Origin of the sequence: Citrobacter sp. wls706, from assembly GCF_005281305.1 — a bacterium.
GTDB lineage: Bacteria > Pseudomonadota > Gammaproteobacteria > Enterobacterales > Enterobacteriaceae > Citrobacter > Citrobacter werkmanii.
In genome coordinates this window covers 480,629-498,337 of sequence record NZ_SZXG01000037.1, presented here as the reverse complement: position 1 = coordinate 498,337, position 17,709 = coordinate 480,629, and the positions used below count along the sequence as shown (strand labels likewise).

Sequence of the window (17,709 nt, the reverse complement as noted above, 5' to 3'; positions counted from 1 at the left end):
ATCCGGCATTTCAACCCCGTTGCCGGATGGCGATGCTAAAGCATCTTATCCGGCCTACTTAAGAAATCAGCATTTAGCCGCCGTGATAAATACGCTGCGGCCTGCCTACCTTCCCGTGAATAATCTCCGCGATAATCAAATGGCGGCTGGCACAGTACTCCAGATAGCGTCTGGAGGTCGTACGACTGATGGTGAGCGCCTGGGCGATCGTTTCCGCAGTATGATGTACCGTCGGATCGGCAAATAGCTTCAGCACCGCATTCAGCGTTAACGCATCAATCCCGGTCGGCAAATCGCCTTTCGGCTCGCCGCGCGCGTAGGCGTTAAACATTTCATCAATCTGCTTTTGACTGGCGCTGTCATTGCCTGCCAGCATGCGTCTGCGCTGTTGATACCGCGTAAGCGTCTGCCCCAATCGCTCGTAAGCGATAGGTTTGACCAGATAATCAAACGCGCCGCTGCGCACGGCCTCGGAGACCGTTTCCATATCGCTGGCCGCCGTGGTAAAGACCACACCGCCCGGATAGCGCGCCTGGGTCAACTCATGCAACAAAGTAATACCCTTACCGTCCGGTAAGTAGTTATCAAGAAGAATCAAACCGGGCTTAAAACGCTCAATCATCATTCTTGCCTGCGCAAGATTACCCGCCAGCCATATCTGGCTGAAGCCGGGTATATGGCGGATATATTCAGCATGCATTTCCGCCAGTAGCGTTTCATCCTCAACGATCAGTAGCGTTAATGGTTCCGTCATTATTTTTTTTCACTTTCGGAAGAAATAAAGAAAATAAGGTGCCGCAAGGGGAGTTATCTTCGAGCGTAATCACCCCGTTACAGCGCCTCACATAACTTGCAATCAGATACAAACCGATGCCATGTTCGCCTGGTTCATCGGTACGGGTGCTTACACCCTGTTCAAATATTTTTTCACGCAATGCTTCCGGCACACCGCATCCCTGATCGGCAACTTCGATGACCACATCATCCCCTTCGTCGCTCAAATAGAGTTCGACGACTTTGTTGCCTTGCTGGGTGCGTAAACTCGCTTCAAATGCATTATCAAGCAGATTGCCAACAATTGCTGCAAACTCTGTGCTATCCAGCCCTTCAGGTAGTTGGTGCAGTTGGCTGCCAGGAACAATGGTCATCGTAAGACCCAGTTCCCGTGCACGTTGTACCTTGCCAAATAACAGACCCGCCACCTGACGATCGGCAAAGGCGCCGCGCAGGCTGTCAATCAGTTGCTGCTGTGCCTGCGACTCTCCCTGAACCATAGCCAGCACCCGGTCATACTCTTTCATTTGCAGCAGGCCATTGATGGTCGACATCCAGTTCAGGTGCTCATGACGCAGCGTTCTCAGGCTCTCAACATACTGTTTGATTTGCGTTAATTGCGCATTAAGGGTAGCAATTTCATCTTTACTACGAAAACTGATAATAGCGCCGAGCAGTTCGTCACCGGAGCGAATCGCCTCACGGTTGGCGATAACGCTCAACCCATTAAAATTAACCATCGCATCCTGGCGTTGTTCCGCAATCTGCTGGGTGAAAAAGTCCGCTGGCTGAACGACTTCATTTACCGGTTTTCCCAGCCACTTTCTGCCCGGCGATGACAGCCCCAGCATTTTCCTCGCACTGCGGTTTATCGCAGTGATATATCCGTCAGGATCCACGGCAATCAACCCTTCATACACCGAGCTGAACAGCGCTTCCTGCTGACGCACCACCCGCGCGATTTGTTTAGGCTCCATCCCCAACATCTGCCGACGAATATGGGCAGCAAAAAACCAGGAGAGCAGCATAAGTACCAACAACAGCAGGATAAATACCCCAGCCATTGGCAGTAAGAAATCCGATCGCCAGCTGTCAATTTTACTGATCAGATAGCCAATTGAGACCACGCCAATGATTTTGCCATCGTCATCAAAGATAGGAGTTTTGGCGCGCATTGCCATCCCAATAGATCCTTTACCGGTAATAAAGTAGCTCTCACCTTTTTCCAGCGCGCCAGGCTTGGTGAACTGCATCGGGTAACCAATTTTTTCCGGGTTCGGATGATAAAGACGAATGGAGTGCGTATCTCCAATAACGACATAGTCGAAATCAGTCCCACTCTGTAGTTTGTCGGCAATAGTCGCCAGGCGCTTGTAATCACGATGCTTCACCGCCGCGATGATGCTGTCATTAGAGGCGATGATTTTCGCCTGGTTCATTGCCATATCACGGACGTGTGTCGTCAGATAATCTTCAAAACTGGCGGTAAAGTATTGTGCTAACGCTGCGATAATAAGAACAGAAACGACCAGAATGAGCAGAAAGATGCGTAACGGAAACGCCAGACTGCGAAAAAAAGGAAACCGTGTTTTATTTTTCTGCTCTGCCATAATTTTTCCTCACCGACGTTCCCGAAACTTATTTTCTATTGTAGTTGTAATAAAAATGTTTTATTTAAAAGTCACGGTATAAAACAGGATCGTTGCAGATTCCCCACCTTAAATCAATTAAACAAATTAAAACCGCGCGCTATTTCCGAGTTAAATTAATTAAAAAACTTAAAACCATAAAACACATTAAAACCTTCTAACTTATTGTGAAATAAATCAAAAATTACCTCCAAAATACTCCTTACGATGTATGCAGCAGGGAAAAAAAGAAATACTCCGTAATAAAAAACCATTCCCTTCAATTGCAAACAAAACGTTATCAGGTTGCTAATCAGAGCAACAAAAACAGAAACCCAGTAACAAATATAGCATCGGGGCTCTATTTACTATGTTCGGTAATAATATATTCACGCAAGTTAAACGCTCAGAAAATAAAAAGATGGCGGCTATCGCGCAATTTCTGAAAGAGAACGATCTGAGCGTTGATACCACCGTCGAAGTATTTATCACCGTCACCCGTGACGATCGCCTGATTGCCTGTGGCGGTATCGCCGGAAATATCATTAAGTGCGTCGCGATTTGTGAGTCCGTGCGCGGTGAAGGCCTGGCGCTGACGCTGGCGACAGAACTCATCAACCTCGCCTATGAGCGCCACTGTACGCACCTCTTCATCTATACCAAAACCGAGTACGAATCGCTGTTTAAACAGTGTGGCTTTTCCACGCTCACCAGCGTGCCCGGCATTATGGTATTGATGGAAAACAGCACCACACGGCTGAAACGCTACGCCGAATCGCTGGCAAAACAGCGTCATGAAGGGAAAAAAATTGGCTGTATCGTCATGAACGCCAACCCCTTCACCAACGGTCATCGTTTTCTGATCCAACAGGCGGCCGCGCAATGTGACTGGCTGCATCTGTTTTTGGTGAAAGAAGATACCTCGCGTTTTCCGTATGAAGACCGACTGGATCTGGTACTCAAAGGGACAAAAGACATTCCGCGTTTAACCGTGCATCGCGGTTCGGAATACATCATTTCCCGCGCCACGTTCCCGTGCTACTTCATCAAAGAGCAGAGCGTTATTAACCACTGCTACACCGAAATAGACCTGAAAATCTTCCGCCAGTACCTGGCCCCGGCTCTCGGCGTTACGCACCGTTTCGTGGGTACCGAGCCGTATTGCACCGTCACCTCCCAGTATAACAACGATATGCGTTACTGGCTGGAGACCCCAACGCTTCCCGCCCCACCGATTGAACTGGTGGAAATTGAGCGGCTGTGCTTCCAGGAGATGCCGATTTCCGCCTCCTGGGTGCGCAAGCTGCTGGTTAAAAAAGATCTCACGGCTATCGCATCCCTGGTTCCTGACGCCACGCTGCGCTATCTGCAAAGCATGGTTGAACGAGCCTCATCGGGTGCGGCAGTCCGCCAAAATACCCCCGCATTAGCAACAGGTGAAAAATGAAAATAAACCAGGCAGCCGTCGCAGGCACACTCGAGTCCGGTGATGTGATGATCCGCATCGCCCCACTCGATTCGCAGGATATTGACCTGCAGGTTAACAGTAGCGTCGAAAAGCAGTTCGGTGATGCCATTCGGGCCACCATTCTGGACGTACTGTCCCGCTACAACGTACGCGGCGTGCAATTAAATGTTGATGATAAAGGCGCACTGGACTGCATTTTACGTGCGCGACTGGAAGCACTACTGGCCCGCGCTGGCGGTATTCCGGCACTGCCATGGGAGGATTGCCAGTGATTGCCGAATCTTTACAACAACGTAAAACCCGTACCCGCCGTAGCATGTTGTTCGTACCGGGCGCCAATGCCGCCATGGTCAGCAACTCGTTTATCTACCCGGCTGATGCGCTGATGTTCGACCTGGAAGACTCCGTCGCGCTGCGTGAAAAAGATACCGCTCGCCGCATGGTGTACCACGCGCTGCAGCATCCGCTGTATCACGACGTTGAAACCATCGTGCGCGTGAACGCCCTCGACTCCGAATGGGGCATCAACGACCTCGAAGCCGTTGTGCGCGGCGGCGCTGACATCGTGCGTTTACCGAAAACCGATACCGCACAGGATGTCATCGACATTGAAAACGAAATCCTGCGCATCGAAAACGCCTGCGGTCGCGAACCCGGCAGCACCGGCCTGTTAGCCGCCATCGAGTCGCCGTTAGGCATTACCCGCGCGGTAGAAATCGCCCACGCTTCAGAACGCCTGATCGGCATTGCACTGGGTGCAGAAGATTATGTGCGTAACCTGCGTACTGAACGTTCCCCGGAAGGCACTGAACTGCTGTTTGCCCGCTGCTCTATTTTGCAGGCTGCGCGCTCTGCCGGTATTCAGGCGTTCGATACCGTCTATTCCGATGCCAACAACGAAGCAGGTTTCCTGCACGAAGCCTCACACATCAAGCAGTTGGGTTTTGACGGCAAGTCGCTGATCAACCCTCGCCAGATTGAACTTCTGCATAACCTCTATGCCCCGACGAGCAAAGAGCTGGCTCACGCCCGTCTGGTGGTGGAAGCCGCTGAAGCTGCCGCCCGCGAAGGTCGTGGCGTGGTTTCCCTGAACGGCAAGATGGTCGACAGCCCGGTTATCGAGCGCGCCCTTCTGGTTATCTCCCGGGCAGAACTTTCCGGCATTCGCGAAGAATAAGGCAAAAAAATGACGCAGAAAATCGAACAGTCTCAACGCCAGGATCGCGTGGCGACCTGGAGCCGTCATGCAGAAAGCGAGCTTTCCGCTTATCAGAGCACCGCAAAAGCAGAATTGCAGGCGCAAAAACCGCGCGACAAAAAGCTGTGCGCTAATCTGGAAGACGCTATTCGTCGTTCAGGTTTACAGGATGGTATGACCATCTCTTTCCACCACGCATTTCGCGGTGGCGATCTGACAATTAACCTGGTGATGGACGCCATCGCCAGCATGGGCTTTAAAAATCTGACGCTGGCCTCAAGCTCCCTGAGCGACTGCCACGCGCCGCTGGTTGAGCACATCCGTCAGGGCGTGGTCAGCCGAATTTATACCTCCGGGCTGCGTGGCCCGCTGGCAGAAGAGATTTCTCGTGGTCTGCTGGCTGAGCCAGTGCAAATCCACTCCCACGGCGGTCGTGTACACCTGGTGCAAAGTGGCGAGCTCAACATTGATGTCGCATTCCTCGGCGTACCGTCCTGCGACCAGTTTGGTAACGCTAACGGTTATACCGGTAAAGCGTGCTGCGGTTCACTGGGCTATGCCCGCGTCGATGCCGAAAACGCCAGACAGGTTGTCCTGCTGACAGAACAGCTGCTGACCTATCCGCATAACCCGGCCAGCATTACCCAGGATCAAGTGGATCTGATCGTGCAGATCGACCAGGTCGGCGATGCGGACAAAATTGGTGCGGACGCGACCCGTATGACCACCAATCCGCGTGAATTGTTGATCGCCCGCAGCGCGGCAGACGTCATTGCTAACTCCGGTTACTTCAATGAAGGCTTCTCATTGCAGACAGGAACCGGCGGCGCGTCTCTGGCCGTTACCCGTTTCCTGGAAGACAAAATGCGTAGCCGTGACATCCATGCCGATTTCGCGCTGGGCGGCATCACCGCCACCATCGTTGATCTGCATGAAAAAGGCTTAATCCGCAAACTGCTGGATGTACAAAGCTTCGACAGTGCCGCCGCGAAATCTCTGGCCCGCAATCCAAATCACATTGAGATCAGCGCTAATCAGTACGCTAACTGGGGCTCGAAAGGCGCATCCGTTGACCGTCTGGACGTTGTGGTACTGAGCGCATTAGAAGTAGACACCAGCTTCAACGTTAACGTACTGACCGGCTCCGACGGCGTACTGCGTGGCGCTTCCGGTGGTCACTGCGATACGGCTGTGGCCGCAGCGCTTTCTATCATCGTCGCACCGCTGGTTCGTGGACGCATCCCGACATTGGTAGATAACGTGCTGACCTGCGTAACCCCAGGTTCCAGTGTTGACATTCTGGTTACCGACCACGGTATCGCCGTCAACCCTGCTCGCCCTGAACTGGCGGAACGCCTGCAAGAAGCTGGCATGAAAGTGGTGTCGATTGAATGGCTGCGCGAACGTGCCCAGCAGCTAACCGGTCAACCGCGCGCCATCGAATTTACCGATCGCGTAATTGCCGTTGTGCGCTACCGCGATGGTTCGGTAATTGACGTTGTGCATCAGGTGAAGGAATAAACCATGCACCTGCTCCCTGAACACGCCACTTGCCACGCGGTTTCCATCCCCGAGCTGCTCGCCAGCCGCGATGAGAGACAAGCAAGGCAGCATGCCTGGCTCACGCGTCATCACGCGCCACTGGTCTCGTTTACCGTGGTCGCGCCAGGTCCGATTAAAGACAGCGAATTAACCCGTCGCATCTTTAATCACGGCGTCACCGCCCTGCTCGCGCTGGCGGAAAAATCCGCCTGGATTGTCAGGGAGCAAACTGCGCTGGTCTCTGCCAGCGGACCGGAAGGCCTGCTGGCCATTGAGGCTCCGGCCCGAGACCTCAAGCTCGCCACTATCGGACTTGAGCATTCACATCCGCTGGGACGGTTATGGGACATCGACGTCCTGAACCCTGAAGGGGAAATTCTGTCCCGGCGTCATTTCGCGCTCCCTGCCCGCCGCTGTCTGCTGTGCGAGCAAAGCGCTGCCGAATGCGCGCGGGGTAAAACTCACGCGCTTTCCGACTTACTCATTCAGATGGAGGCACTGCTGCATGATGCCGATTCCCGCAACATCAACTCATAACGCAGTCCTTCCTCTGGATCTGCCTGACGCTTACGCCACGCTGGCGTGGCGCGCCATGCTGACGGAAGTCAACCTGTCGCCCAAACCGGGTCTGGTGGATCGTATTAATAACGGCGCGCATAAAGATATGGCGCTGGAAGATTTTTATCGCAGTGCTGAAGCGATTCAGACATGGCTACCGCGTTTTATCGAATACGGCGCATTTAGCGCACAGCAGTCGCCGGAAGATGTCCTGCAAGGACTGCGTCCTCTGGGCATGGCCTGCGAAGCCGATATGTTTCGCGCCACTGCCGGAGTGAACACCCATAAAGGCAGCATCTTCTCGCTGGGATTACTGTGCGCCGCCATTGGCCGCCTGCTCCAGCTCCGCCTGAGCGTTACCGCTGAAACCCTTTGCTGTACGGCAGCAACATTTTGCCGTGGCCTGACCGAGCGCGAACTGCGCCAGAACAACCAACAACTCACGGCCGGCCAACGTCTTTATCAGCAACTGGGATTAACCGGCGCCCGCGGCGAAGCCGAAGCAGGATATCCCCTCGTTATTCAGCATGCTCTGCCGCACTACCGTGCGCTGCTGGCTGAGGGCCGCGATCCTGAACTGGCGTTACTCGATACGTTACTGCTGCTGATGTCTATCAACGGCGACACCAACGTGGCTTCCCGTGGTGGCGCAGAAGGTTTGCGCTGGTTACAGCAGCAGGCCTCCACGTTGTTGCAACAAGGCGGGATTCGTACCCCTGCCGATCTCGAATACCTACGCCAGTTCGACCAACAGTGCATTGAACGCAACCTCAGTCCTGGAGGCTGCGCCGATCTGCTGATCGTCACATGGTTCTTAGCTCAGATTTCACAAGTTCATCATTATCACAATTAAAGATCCTTTCCGGAGAATCACACACATGTCTTTAGCAAAAGATAAAATTTGGAAGTTACTGGCCCCATTGGTAGTCATGGGCGTCATGTTTCTTATCCCCGTCCCTGATGGCATGCCCCCACAGGCATGGCACTATTTTGCCGTGTTCGTGGCCATGATTGTCGGGATGATTCTGGAGCCAATTCCGGCAACGGCAATCAGCTTTATCGCCGTGACGATCTGCGTTATCGGCAGTAACTATCTGCTGTTTGACGCTTCCGAGCTGGCCGACCCGGCATTCAAAGCGGGTAAGCAAGCGCTGAAATGGGGTCTGGCGGGCTTCTCCAGCACCACCGTGTGGCTGGTGTTTGGCGCGTTTATTTTCGCACTGGGTTATGAAGTTACCGGCCTGGGTCGTCGTATCGCGCTGTTCATGGTGAAATTCATGGGTAAACGTACCCTGACGCTGGGCTATGCGATTGTTATTATCGACATCCTGCTGGCGCCGTTTACACCGTCCAACACCGCGCGTACCGGTGGTACCGTATTCCCGGTTATCAAAAACCTGCCGCCGTTGTTTAAATCATTCCCGAACGATCCTTCCGCGCGCCGTATCGGCGGATATCTGATGTGGATGATGGTCATCAGTACCAGCCTGAGCTCCTCTATGTTCGTGACCGGCGCGGCGCCGAACGTACTGGGTCTGGAATTCGTCAACAAAATTGCTGGCATTCAAATCAGTTGGCTGCAATGGTTCCTCAGCTTCCTGCCGGTCGGTATTATTTTGCTGATCGTTGCGCCGTGGCTGTCCTACGTTCTGTACAAACCAGAAGTCACTCACAGTGCTGAAGTTGCCGCATGGGCCGGTGAAGAACTGAAAACCATGGGTAAACTGACGCGTAAAGAGCTGACCCTGATCGGTCTGGTTCTGCTCAGCCTGGGTCTGTGGGTCTTCGGGGGTAAACTGATTGATGCCACCGCGGTGGGTCTGCTGGCCGTTTCCCTGATGCTGGCGCTGCACGTTGTACCGTGGAAAGATATTACCCGCTATAACAGCGCATGGAACACCCTGGTTAACCTCGCCACGCTGGTTGTTATGGCAAATGGTTTAACCCGTTCAGGCTTCATCGACTGGTTCGCTAATACCATGAGCACGCACCTGGAAGGTTTCTCGCCTAACGCGACCGTGATCGTGCTGGTGCTGGTGTTCTACTTTGCTCACTACCTGTTTGCCAGCCTTTCCGCACACACCGCCACCATGCTGCCGGTTATTCTGGCGGTCGGTAAAGGTATCCCAGGCGTTCCAATGGAACATCTGTGTATCCTGCTGGTGCTGTCCATCGGTATCATGGGCTGCCTGACTCCGTATGCAACAGGCCCTGGCGTTATCATCTACGGTTGTGGTTATGTGAAGTCCAAAGACTACTGGCGTCTGGGAGCTATCTTCGGCGTTATCTACATCGCTATGCTTCTGCTGGTCGGTTGGCCGATTCTGGCAATGTGGAGCTAATCATTCCTGCTCACGCCTGATGAAAATGATGCCAGTCAGCTAAACCTGACTGGCATTTTTTATGATTAAATAGATGATATTCAGAATTTATATAAGTATCCGAAATCATCATGACATCAACATGGCGTTATTCTTCTTTACTGGCAGCGCTTCTGCTGCCAGTTTCTGCGGCTCAGGCCGATGAACTTCAGGCAAAACAGTACGCTGATTTTGACCGCTACGTGCTGGCCCTTTCCTGGCAAACCGGTTTCTGTCAAAGCCAACACGAGCGTAATCGTCAGGAGCCTGACGAATGTCGTCTGCAAAAAGAGAGCGCGGACAAAGCGGATTTCCTGACCGTTCATGGCCTGTGGCCCAGCCTGCCAAAATCGATCGCCGCTCGCGGAGTAGATAACCGCCGCCGGATGCGTTTTGGCTGCGCAACGCGTCCCATTCCTAACCTGCCTGAAGCGCGTGCCAGCCGTAAATGCGCAGCACCTGAAACCGGCCTGTCACTCGAGAGTGCGGCGAAACTGAGCGCGGTGATGCCCGGGGCTGGCGGAACATCCTGCCTGGAACGCTACGAGTATGCCAAACACGGCGCCTGTTTTGGTTTTGATCCCGACGTATACTTTGGCACGATGGTGCGGCTGAATAATGAGGTTAAGAACAGTGAAGCGGGCAAGTTCCTCGCGGATAACTACGGTAAAACCGTCAGCCGCAACGCATTTGACGCCGCCATCGCCAAAAGCTGGGGCAAAGAGAACGTCAAAGCCGTGAAGCTAAGCTGCCACGGCAATCCGGCTTATCTCACAGAGATCCAGCTATCCCTGAAAGCCGACACCATCAACCAACCGCTATCTGCGCAGTCATTCTTACCGCAGCCGCATCCGGGTAACTGCGGTAAACAGTTTATTATCGACAAGGCAGGATATTGAAAATAGCGACCGACGCCGCAGCCTGGCGTCGGTCTGCATGGTTAGCGTTTTGCTCGGGCGTCCGGGCGAACTAAATCAAAGCGATGTGTTTCACTGATCGAATAATACGCCGTTGGCCCACCAGCACGCAGTACCGGTTTCGCTTTCGCCGTCTGATAGATGCCGTCTTCCAGGAGCGTTTCGTCTATGTGAATGCCTACCACTTCCCCCAATACCAGCCAGGTATCAACCGGTGAGCCATCAGCGGTAGTCAGTTGCAGGCTTTGCGATAAGCGGCACTCAAAATTAACCGGGCTTTGCGCCACGCGCGGCACGCCGACAATCCGGCTGTCGGCTTTACTCAGCCCAGCGGCAAAAAACTCGTCCTCACCGTGCGGCAAACTGGCAGACGTTTCATTCATCGCGCCAGCCAGTTCAAGGGTGGTCAGGTTCCAGACAAACTCACCGGTTTCGACAATATTCTGCACGCTATCTTTCCAGCCGCTGCTGGCAAAACCAATAATCGGCGGATGGTAGTTAAAGCAGTTAAAGAAACTGTACGGCGCCAGATTATGTCGCCCGTTGCTATCACGCGACGCAATCCAACCAATGGGGCGCGGTCCAATGATGGCATTTAGCGGGTCGTGCGGTAAGCCGTGCCCCTGTGATGGTTGATAGAAATACATAGCCTTCTCTGGTGTCGTTAACGTCAGCTAAGCACGAATTATGCTTCGCTCATCTCCCTGGAAAAAGAGGATCAGCGTAGAACAATCCGTTAAAGATTACGACTGAATAAAGTTAAGCAGATCGCCATTGATCTGCTGTTTATGGGTGGTGCAAATGCCGTGAGAACCACCGGCATACACCTTCAACTGCGCGTCCGGCAATATTTCTGCCGCGACCTTGCCGCAGGTTTCAAACGGGACAATCTGATCGTCATCGCCGTGGATCACCAGCGTCGGGATGGTCATTTTTTCGAGGTCGCCACGCAGGTCTGTTTCTGAAAACGCATGAATGCAGTCGTACAACGCTTTGATAGACCCTTGTAAGCCCTGTTCAACAAAACTTTCCCGGACAGCTTTCGACTCTTTCGCGCCCGGACGGTTATAACCATAGAATGCCGCGGTCAGTTCATAGAAGAAGGCGGCGCGATCGTTCACTACCCCTTCCCGGATGCCATCAAACACCTCTTTCGGCACGCCATTCGGGTTAAAGTCGGTCTTGATCATGATGGGCGTCACCGCGCCAATTAACACCGCTTTTGCCACCCGCTGCGTCCCATGGCGACCAATGTAACGCGCCACTTCCCCCCCGCCGGTAGAGTGCCCAACGTGCACGGCATCTTTAAGATTGAGATGCGCGGTAAGTTCAGCCAGATCGTCAGCATACTGATCCATATTGTGGCCATCCCACGGTTGGGCCGAGCGGCCATGTCCGCGCCTGTCATGGGCGATCACACGAAATCCTTTCGACCCAAGAAACAGCATCTGATCCTCAAACGCATCTGCCGTCAGCGGCCAACCATGGCTGAACACGATGGGCTGTCCACTTCCCCAGTCTTTAAAATGCAAATAGCTGCCGTCTTTTAAGGTAAGTTTGTCGTACTGGCTCATGAGATCTCCTGTAGCGGAACACTGAGTTGTATTGACGCACCCGCAACGAGCGCTTAAAAAGCATAATGCAAATTGGAGAACGATCACGTTTTTCGGCTAAAATCACAGCATACGCGACAATATTGATGATTTACCTGAATGTGAACTAAATCACTTCAAACATAGGGTAAGTCTCAGTATCATCATAAAAGCTAAACCCTTGCCGCCTGACGGTGAGGGTTTTCTTTTGGGATTATTTACCTGCGCACCCGCAGTATCGACGACATGGAGTAATAAATGTCCAGACCAACTATCATCATTAACGACCTCGATGCGGAACGCATTGACCGCCTGTTGGAGCAACCTGCGTTTGCTGGTTTACCGATTGCCGACGCCCTGAACGCTGAACTGGATCGCGCGCAAATGTGTTCTCCAGAAACCATGCCGCACGATGTCGTGACCATGAACAGCCGCGTGAAATTCCGCAATCTGAGTGATGGCGAAGTCCGTGTGCGTACCCTGGTGTATCCGGCCAACATGACTGACAGCAGCACGCAGCTTTCCGTCATGGCGCCTGTTGGCGCGGCACTTCTGGGTCTTCGCGTTGGCGACACCATTCACTGGGAACTGCCGGGCGGTACCTCAACACACCTCGAAGTCATCGAACTTGAGTACCAACCAGAAGCTGCGGGCGACTACCTGCGCTAACTCTGTCTTATCAAAGCTATTCGCTTTATCTTGCAGGGGATGCATCTGCATCCTCTTTCCGGTTACTCCTCATCTCCCTACCCTCGCGTTATTTCCTGTTCGCAAAACATAAATCTGTGCCGTGACTGACAGAATCATTTTTAATACTATGCTGTTATGTGTTCATGTAATGACAAGGAGAATGTTTATGTACAACACAATCATAATGCCTGTTGATGTATTCGAAATGGAACTGAGTGACAAGGCTATTCGCCATGCAGAATTCCTGGCACAGGAAAACGGCGTTATCCATCTGCTGCATGTGCTGCCAGGCTCAGCGAGCTTAAGCCTGCACCGCTTTGCGGCAGACGTTCGTCGTTTTGAAGAGCATCTGCAGCACGAAGCGGAAACGCGTCTGCAAACAATGGTCGGTCACTTCAGCATCGATCCCTCCCGCATTAAACAACACGTGCGCTTTGGCAGCGTCCGTGACGTGGTCAACGAGTTGGGTGAAGAGTTGAATGCAGATGTGGTGGTCATTGGGTCGCGTAACCCGTCCATCAGTACCCACCTGCTCGGATCAAATGCCTCCAGCGTTGTCCGCCATGCTACTCTGCCGGTATTGGTTGTTCGTTAATAACGTCTGATTTGCTGTAAAAACCCCCTGCCAGGTTAACATCTGACAGGGGGTTTTTATTACCGTGCAATCAATACAAATGACCGATATTCACGATGGTGCTGACCGTATCGCCAAAGAATGTCAGACGACTGAGGATTACGCCAACAAACAGCAGAACAAACAACGCTTTTGCCCGACGTTCGCCCTGACGACTCAACACAAAGGCCAGCGCCAGACAAACCAGGCTCGCCAGATAAAGCGGCGAGGTCAGCCAGGCATGCGCGGTCATCTGCATAATGGTCCCGCCGCTTAACCAGATAATTGGGGCTGCGATCATGACCGCCATACAAACAACAATTCCCTGGCGTAATGCGGCAATGGCAGGTGCGAGATTAAGCAGCGGAATCGCCGCACAACCCATAACCCACACGGTGATGAAGAACAGCAGCATCGTCAGACCGTTGGCGATCGCCACCATCGCCGGTGCGGCATAGGTCATACCCTGTACCGCCACCAGCGCAATCCCAAGGACAGACGCCAGAACAGCCGGAACCTTGTGCCCTTTTGCCAGGAACGTCACGCCCACCGCCGCGCCATATAAGGTTGCGCCAAGAATTTCACGGCTTAGCCAGGCGTGCTGCAGGTTTATCAGGGCGTTGTAGGCACGGTCCGGATGCGCAAGGTGCAGGATCGCTGCCACGGACGCAGCCGACAGAACCAGACCGGTAACCAGCCAGTACAAGCGTTTGCTTTCCAGTTTTCCTTGCAGCTTGCGTAGCGTCAAAATCAGCGTGATCCCAACCGACATCTGACTCAGTACGGTAAAAATGACCAGAGGAAGTTCATACTTTTCCATTACTTGACCTCCGGCTGCTTCGGTTGACGCGCCAGGATAAAACGCGTGCCCGGATTAAGCTGCGGCATGCGTGGGAACCCCGGCGGATACTGGACGGCATTGTTGGGTATCGGGTCGGCATCCAGATCGATTAGCGTCAGCGCCCCCACCGGACAAGCATTTACACATGCCGGTTGCATACCAACGTCAAGGCGTTCGTAGCACATGCTGCATTTTTCCGCCTTTTTCGTCTCTTCATTGAAACGCGGCGCTCCGTATGGGCAATTACGGATACAGTTTTTGCATCCAATACAACGTTCCGGGTTATGCACCACAACACCATCCTCACGTTTGGTGTAAGCCTCGACCGGGCAAGCCGCCAGGCAGGCTGGGTTTTCACAGTGATTGCAAGCCAGCGAGTAGAACGCCCGCTCTTCATGCGGATAAATTTCTTTATCCAGCGGATAGACGTAGCGCCAGAAACGTTCAGGCTCCAACTGGTTAAAACTCTTACACGCCATCGCGCAGCCACGGCAACCGATGCATTTATCGCTATTGACTAAAAACGCGCGTCTCATGCCGCTGCTCCTTTACTTACCAAAATGATATCCGCAAACTGACTGTGGATCGCCGCACCCGGTGCACCGGTTTTCATCAGCCCCATATCGGCCGGGGTATCCGCCACCACGTTTTGTACGTTGTATTTCCGTTTCGGAAACCACGCCTCGTACATCACCAGGAAATCTTCCGGAACGTTAGCGGTCACCTTCGCACGCAGTTCTACTTCACCTACGGTGTTAAACACTTTCACCAGGTCGTTTTCGGCAATGCCTCTTTTTTCTGCAGAAATCGGATGCATATAGACAAACGGCTCCGGATAGAAGACCTGCATCCAGTCAAGGTTGATAAATTGGGAATGGATACCGAACTGCACATGCGGTGTAAACAGGTGGAATGGCAGTGTACTTTTCGCCTCCGATTTATATTCCGGCAGCGCCGTATGGCCATTTTTCTCACATAGCTCAGATTTGAATTCAAACTTTCCAGAGGGGGTTTTAAATTTACGGTCATACCAGGCCGCAGAGCTCGGCAAAATGGCTTTTTTCGGGCCATCCAGCAAATCATCCCAGGAGGAGATGCCAAACATTTTGCCCATCCCGTCGTTAAATTCCTGATCCAGCCAGCGCTTATGATCGAACTCCTGCGGGAATGTACAAGAACCTGGCTCCAACTTATTTATCGTCCGGGAGAGTAAAACGGCAATCTCCAGATCGCATTTCGCCTCATACATCGGCTTAATGGCCGGTTGGTTGATAGAGAGCCAGTAATGCCAGTAGGAGGCATCAACATTCCACTCTTCAAAGGCCGTAGTGACCGGTAAGACGATATCGGCGTGCTGGACGGTTTCATTAAAGAACTGATCGGCGCACACCACCATTTCCAGTTTTTCAAACGCCTTTTCCATCTTGCTGCGATCAAAATCCTGAGCAAATGGGTTCTTACAGGCAACCCAAAGCATACGAACAGGCGGTTCGTTGGCTTCCAGAATTCCTTTGGCGGTCTGGTTGATATTAAGAGAACGATCGGAATATTGCGCCACTGCCCCAGCAGAACCGAACTCACTGGTTGTACCCGCTGCTCCAGGCATACCGATGGAGCCTACCGGTGGCTTTTGCAGCATGGCATTGTAGTTAAAGCCCCAGGTATGCAGATGCCCATAACGAGCGCCGCCGCCTTCAATACCGATATTACCCGTCATGGCGACGAAAGCATCAATGGCACGAACATTCGCGCCACCATTAACATGGCGCTGCATGCCATAACCAATCCACACGGTAGCAGGATTAACCGCCGTAAATTCTTCCGCCAATTGACGAATGACATCCGCAGACAAACCACAGATTTCAGCCGCCCACTCAACGGTCACACTGTTGCGCAGATAGGCTTCGAATTCCGGGTAACCATGAGAATAGTTGTTGACGAAATCCTGGTCCACCAGGCCTTTATCCACCAAATGACGTGCCATACCCAGCGCCAGCGCACCATCAGAACCTGGACGAACGCGTAAATAAAGATCGGCTTTTGCGGCGGTCTGCGTTAACAGCGGATCGATAACGACCACTTTCGCCCCTTTCTCCCGCGCCTGGTAGATATACTTCATGGTGTGCATTGAGCACCATGCCGGATTAGCACCCCAGATGATGATGTATTTTGCTTTCACAAAATCTTCCGGGTCGTTACACCACATATCGCCCATATCGTAGTTCTGGGCATCGATACCGGCAGGCCAACAAGGCGTTCCGGCAAAACGGGTGGTGTAACCCAGCGAAGACATCATCCCTTCAACCGCATAGTTCAATACCCCGAATTTGCCGGAATATTTGGTCATCGCCAGGCCCAGCATTGAACCATCTTTCTTTTTGATCTCCAGCATCTTGGTCGCAATGCGCTGCATTGCTTCGTCCCAGGAAATACGACGCCAGTTACCGCTACCGCGAACATCCTGAACCATTGGATATTTAATGCGATCCGGGCTGTATACCCGACGCGGGTAGCTCAACCCTTTAACACAGGGTGCTCCATGCGTAAACGTTGACTCAGGCGCGCCTTCCACAAAGGTGATGACCTCGTCCTTCACCCATGTTTTCAGGCTACAGGTGTCATAGCAGTTACGCGGACAGGCGTTGCGATAAATTTTGTAGGTTTTCGGGTTAAAAGGAATGGGCGGTTGCGCTAATGCGCAACGTGAAGTCAGCAGTCCCCCTGGTAGGGCAGCCACCGTGCCAAGGGCAATCAACCCTTTCAAAAATGAACGTCTGTTCAGAACTCCCGGTTCATTGCTCATATGATACTCTCGTGTTTAATTCATCAAGCCAAGAAGACAATTTTCCCGCTACGGTTCTCAACGTGGCGGCCTGTGCATTTATCTTTATTTTTTCTATAAAATCGGGAACCCAAACCACTATATACTCATTTACATATCGAGTGAGGACAGTCTGATATTCTGCTGATGCCCGGGCGTTTACCGATAATAAAACGGCCAACTCCAACACATATGAAATATGATCATCAGGAATATTATTCACATGATTTATAGATAGGCCGATATTTGCCATGAATTCCCGAATACTCAGGGTTGATTGACCCATAACAAGAGCATCTTCTTCGAGATAAACTGAAGCAAACGGTGCGGCCTTGAGCGCCTGCGGCCCGATAAAGAGTGCATTGAAGTCATACTCCGCTTGCAGCCACTCGTGCTCTGTCAACGTCGAGGCATTTGTATCCAGCGCGGAATAAGCTTTTTTCAGCGTATTACTATCAGAAGAAATAAAAAAATCACGCAACAATAACCCTGTCGATTCAAAGATCGTCAGGGTTTCATATATTTCACCCATGAATTAACCAACCATTTATTCACACAAGAAATGAAAACATAGTGCAGGTTAATATAATAAAGAAAATGCCTATTCTTTTTTTGGTGAAACTAATGATCAGGCTAATTAAATGAATATTTAATGCAGTTTATTGTTTCAAGAATTGACAATCTGAAAGCGCGGAAATAAAAAACCG

At 52.3% G+C, this 17,709-nt stretch carries 18 protein-coding genes; 10 read left to right on the top strand and 8 right to left on the bottom strand.

Annotated features, from left to right (window positions below; genetic code table 11):
* Positions 1–73: 73 nt before the first annotated feature.
* Positions 74–754, bottom strand: coding sequence for a two-component response regulator DpiA (dpiA, locus tag FDW92_RS18880; RefSeq protein WP_003831279.1), 681 nt, complete (start codon positions 752–754; stop codon positions 74–76).
* A complete protein-coding gene (gene dpiB / locus FDW92_RS18875; RefSeq protein WP_042309825.1) occupies positions 723–2,384 on the bottom strand; it encodes a sensor histidine kinase DpiB in 1,662 nt (553 codons plus the stop codon). The genes dpiA and dpiB overlap by 32 nt, the downstream gene beginning before the upstream one ends.
* A gap of 388 nt (positions 2,385–2,772) precedes the next feature.
* On the opposite strand from dpiB, the gene citC reads away from it, so the two are divergent.
* The 8 genes from citC to rna all read left to right on the top strand — a co-directional run bounded on the left by citC (position 2,773) and on the right by rna (position 10,427).
* Entirely contained in the window at positions 2,773–3,849 is a 1,077-nt protein-coding gene (citC, locus tag FDW92_RS18870) for a [citrate (pro-3S)-lyase] ligase (protein ID WP_038638718.1), read from the top strand.
* Complete coding sequence (gene citD, locus FDW92_RS18865; protein WP_003831276.1) at positions 3,846–4,142, top strand: citrate lyase acyl carrier protein; 297 nt, start codon at positions 3,846–3,848, stop codon at positions 4,140–4,142. Before citC ends, citD begins: the two co-directional genes overlap by 4 nt.
* On the top strand, positions 4,139–5,047 hold the full coding sequence (locus tag FDW92_RS18860; protein ID WP_042309827.1) for an aldolase/citrate lyase family protein: 909 nt from the start codon (positions 4,139–4,141) through the stop codon (positions 5,045–5,047). Before citD ends, FDW92_RS18860 begins: the two co-directional genes overlap by 4 nt.
* A gap of 9 nt (positions 5,048–5,056) precedes the next feature.
* The gene (gene citF / locus FDW92_RS18855; protein WP_042309829.1) at positions 5,057–6,589 is read left to right on the top strand and encodes a citrate lyase subunit alpha; all 1,533 of its coding nucleotides are present in this window, start codon (positions 5,057–5,059) and stop codon (positions 6,587–6,589) included.
* A 3-nt stretch (positions 6,590–6,592) separates the two neighbouring features.
* Entirely contained in the window at positions 6,593–7,147 is a 555-nt protein-coding gene (citX, locus tag FDW92_RS18850) for a citrate lyase holo-[acyl-carrier protein] synthase (RefSeq protein ID WP_042309831.1), read from the top strand.
* A complete protein-coding gene (gene citG / locus FDW92_RS18845; RefSeq protein ID WP_042309834.1) occupies positions 7,116–8,021 on the top strand; it encodes a triphosphoribosyl-dephospho-CoA synthase CitG in 906 nt (301 codons plus the stop codon). Before citX ends, citG begins: the two co-directional genes overlap by 32 nt.
* A gap of 25 nt (positions 8,022–8,046) precedes the next feature.
* Positions 8,047–9,510: a citrate/succinate antiporter CitT gene (gene citT / locus FDW92_RS18840; protein WP_038638704.1), complete on the top strand. Its 1,464-nt coding sequence runs from the start codon at positions 8,047–8,049 to the stop codon at positions 9,508–9,510.
* A 110-nt stretch (positions 9,511–9,620) separates the two neighbouring features.
* Positions 9,621–10,427, top strand: a complete 807-nt coding sequence (gene rna, locus FDW92_RS18835; RefSeq protein WP_137400678.1) for a ribonuclease I — start codon at positions 9,621–9,623, stop codon at positions 10,425–10,427.
* Positions 10,428–10,468: 41 nt separating this feature from the next.
* On the opposite strand, the gene FDW92_RS18830 is transcribed toward rna, so the two are convergent.
* Both FDW92_RS18830 and FDW92_RS18825 read right to left on the bottom strand, forming a co-directional pair.
* On the bottom strand, positions 10,469–11,092 hold the full coding sequence (locus tag FDW92_RS18830) for a flavin reductase family protein (RefSeq protein WP_042309838.1): 624 nt from the start codon (positions 11,090–11,092) through the stop codon (positions 10,469–10,471).
* 96 nt (positions 11,093–11,188) lie between these two features.
* Positions 11,189–12,019: an alpha/beta hydrolase gene (locus tag FDW92_RS18825; RefSeq protein ID WP_038638697.1), complete on the bottom strand. Its 831-nt coding sequence runs from the start codon at positions 12,017–12,019 to the stop codon at positions 11,189–11,191.
* A 276-nt stretch (positions 12,020–12,295) separates the two neighbouring features.
* Between FDW92_RS18825 and rnk the strand changes: the two genes are divergently transcribed.
* Together rnk and uspG are read left to right on the top strand one after the other, a co-directional pair.
* Complete coding sequence (rnk, locus tag FDW92_RS18820) at positions 12,296–12,706, top strand: nucleoside diphosphate kinase regulator (RefSeq protein WP_005120853.1); 411 nt, start codon at positions 12,296–12,298, stop codon at positions 12,704–12,706.
* Positions 12,707–12,893: 187 nt separating this feature from the next.
* A complete protein-coding gene (gene uspG / locus FDW92_RS18815) occupies positions 12,894–13,322 on the top strand; it encodes a universal stress protein UspG (RefSeq protein WP_016152215.1) in 429 nt (142 codons plus the stop codon).
* 70 nt (positions 13,323–13,392) lie between these two features.
* Here the strand turns inward: uspG and FDW92_RS18810 are convergent, their stop codons facing one another.
* The 4 genes from FDW92_RS18810 to FDW92_RS18795 are packed head-to-tail and all read right to left on the bottom strand — an operon-like array spanning position 13,393 to position 17,534.
* The gene (locus FDW92_RS18810) at positions 13,393–14,160 is read right to left on the bottom strand and encodes a DmsC/YnfH family molybdoenzyme membrane anchor subunit (RefSeq protein WP_042309841.1); all 768 of its coding nucleotides are present in this window, start codon (positions 14,158–14,160) and stop codon (positions 13,393–13,395) included.
* On the bottom strand, positions 14,160–14,717 hold the full coding sequence (locus FDW92_RS18805) for a 4Fe-4S dicluster domain-containing protein (protein ID WP_042309843.1): 558 nt from the start codon (positions 14,715–14,717) through the stop codon (positions 14,160–14,162). Before FDW92_RS18805 ends, FDW92_RS18810 begins: the two co-directional genes overlap by 1 nt.
* Complete coding sequence (locus FDW92_RS18800; RefSeq protein WP_042309845.1) at positions 14,714–16,984, bottom strand: molybdopterin-dependent oxidoreductase; 2,271 nt, start codon at positions 16,982–16,984, stop codon at positions 14,714–14,716. The genes FDW92_RS18805 and FDW92_RS18800 overlap by 4 nt, the downstream gene beginning before the upstream one ends.
* A complete protein-coding gene (locus FDW92_RS18795) occupies positions 16,974–17,534 on the bottom strand; it encodes a molecular chaperone TorD family protein (protein ID WP_042309847.1) in 561 nt (186 codons plus the stop codon). The genes FDW92_RS18800 and FDW92_RS18795 overlap by 11 nt, the downstream gene beginning before the upstream one ends.
* Positions 17,535–17,709 lie beyond the last annotated feature (175 nt).

Excerpts from the sequence above, each read along its gene's own strand:
- dpiA (WP_003831279.1), bottom strand. The coding sequence starts at position 754 with ATGACGGAACCATTAACGCTACTGATCGTTGAGGATGAAACGCTACTG.
- dpiB (WP_042309825.1), bottom strand. The coding sequence starts at position 2,384 with ATGGCAGAGCAGAAAAATAAAACACGGTTTCCTTTTTTTCGCAGTCTG.
- citC (WP_038638718.1), top strand. The coding sequence starts at position 2,773 with ATGTTCGGTAATAATATATTCACGCAAGTTAAACGCTCAGAAAATAAA.
- citD (WP_003831276.1), top strand. The coding sequence starts at position 3,846 with ATGAAAATAAACCAGGCAGCCGTCGCAGGCACACTCGAGTCCGGTGAT.
- citF (WP_042309829.1), top strand. The coding sequence starts at position 5,057 with ATGACGCAGAAAATCGAACAGTCTCAACGCCAGGATCGCGTGGCGACC.
- citX (WP_042309831.1), top strand. The coding sequence starts at position 6,593 with ATGCACCTGCTCCCTGAACACGCCACTTGCCACGCGGTTTCCATCCCC.
- citG (WP_042309834.1), top strand. The coding sequence starts at position 7,116 with ATGATGCCGATTCCCGCAACATCAACTCATAACGCAGTCCTTCCTCTG.
- citT (WP_038638704.1), top strand. The coding sequence starts at position 8,047 with ATGTCTTTAGCAAAAGATAAAATTTGGAAGTTACTGGCCCCATTGGTA.
- rna (WP_137400678.1), top strand. The coding sequence starts at position 9,621 with ATGACATCAACATGGCGTTATTCTTCTTTACTGGCAGCGCTTCTGCTG.
- FDW92_RS18830 (WP_042309838.1), bottom strand. The coding sequence starts at position 11,092 with ATGTATTTCTATCAACCATCACAGGGGCACGGCTTACCGCACGACCCG.
- FDW92_RS18825 (WP_038638697.1), bottom strand. The coding sequence starts at position 12,019 with ATGAGCCAGTACGACAAACTTACCTTAAAAGACGGCAGCTATTTGCAT.
- rnk (WP_005120853.1), top strand. The coding sequence starts at position 12,296 with ATGTCCAGACCAACTATCATCATTAACGACCTCGATGCGGAACGCATT.
- uspG (WP_016152215.1), top strand. The coding sequence starts at position 12,894 with ATGTACAACACAATCATAATGCCTGTTGATGTATTCGAAATGGAACTG.
- FDW92_RS18810 (WP_042309841.1), bottom strand. The coding sequence starts at position 14,160 with ATGGAAAAGTATGAACTTCCTCTGGTCATTTTTACCGTACTGAGTCAG.
- FDW92_RS18805 (WP_042309843.1), bottom strand. The coding sequence starts at position 14,717 with ATGAGACGCGCGTTTTTAGTCAATAGCGATAAATGCATCGGTTGCCGT.
- FDW92_RS18800 (WP_042309845.1), bottom strand. The coding sequence starts at position 16,984 with ATGAGCAATGAACCGGGAGTTCTGAACAGACGTTCATTTTTGAAAGGG.
- FDW92_RS18795 (WP_042309847.1), bottom strand. The coding sequence starts at position 17,534 with ATGGGTGAAATATATGAAACCCTGACGATCTTTGAATCGACAGGGTTA.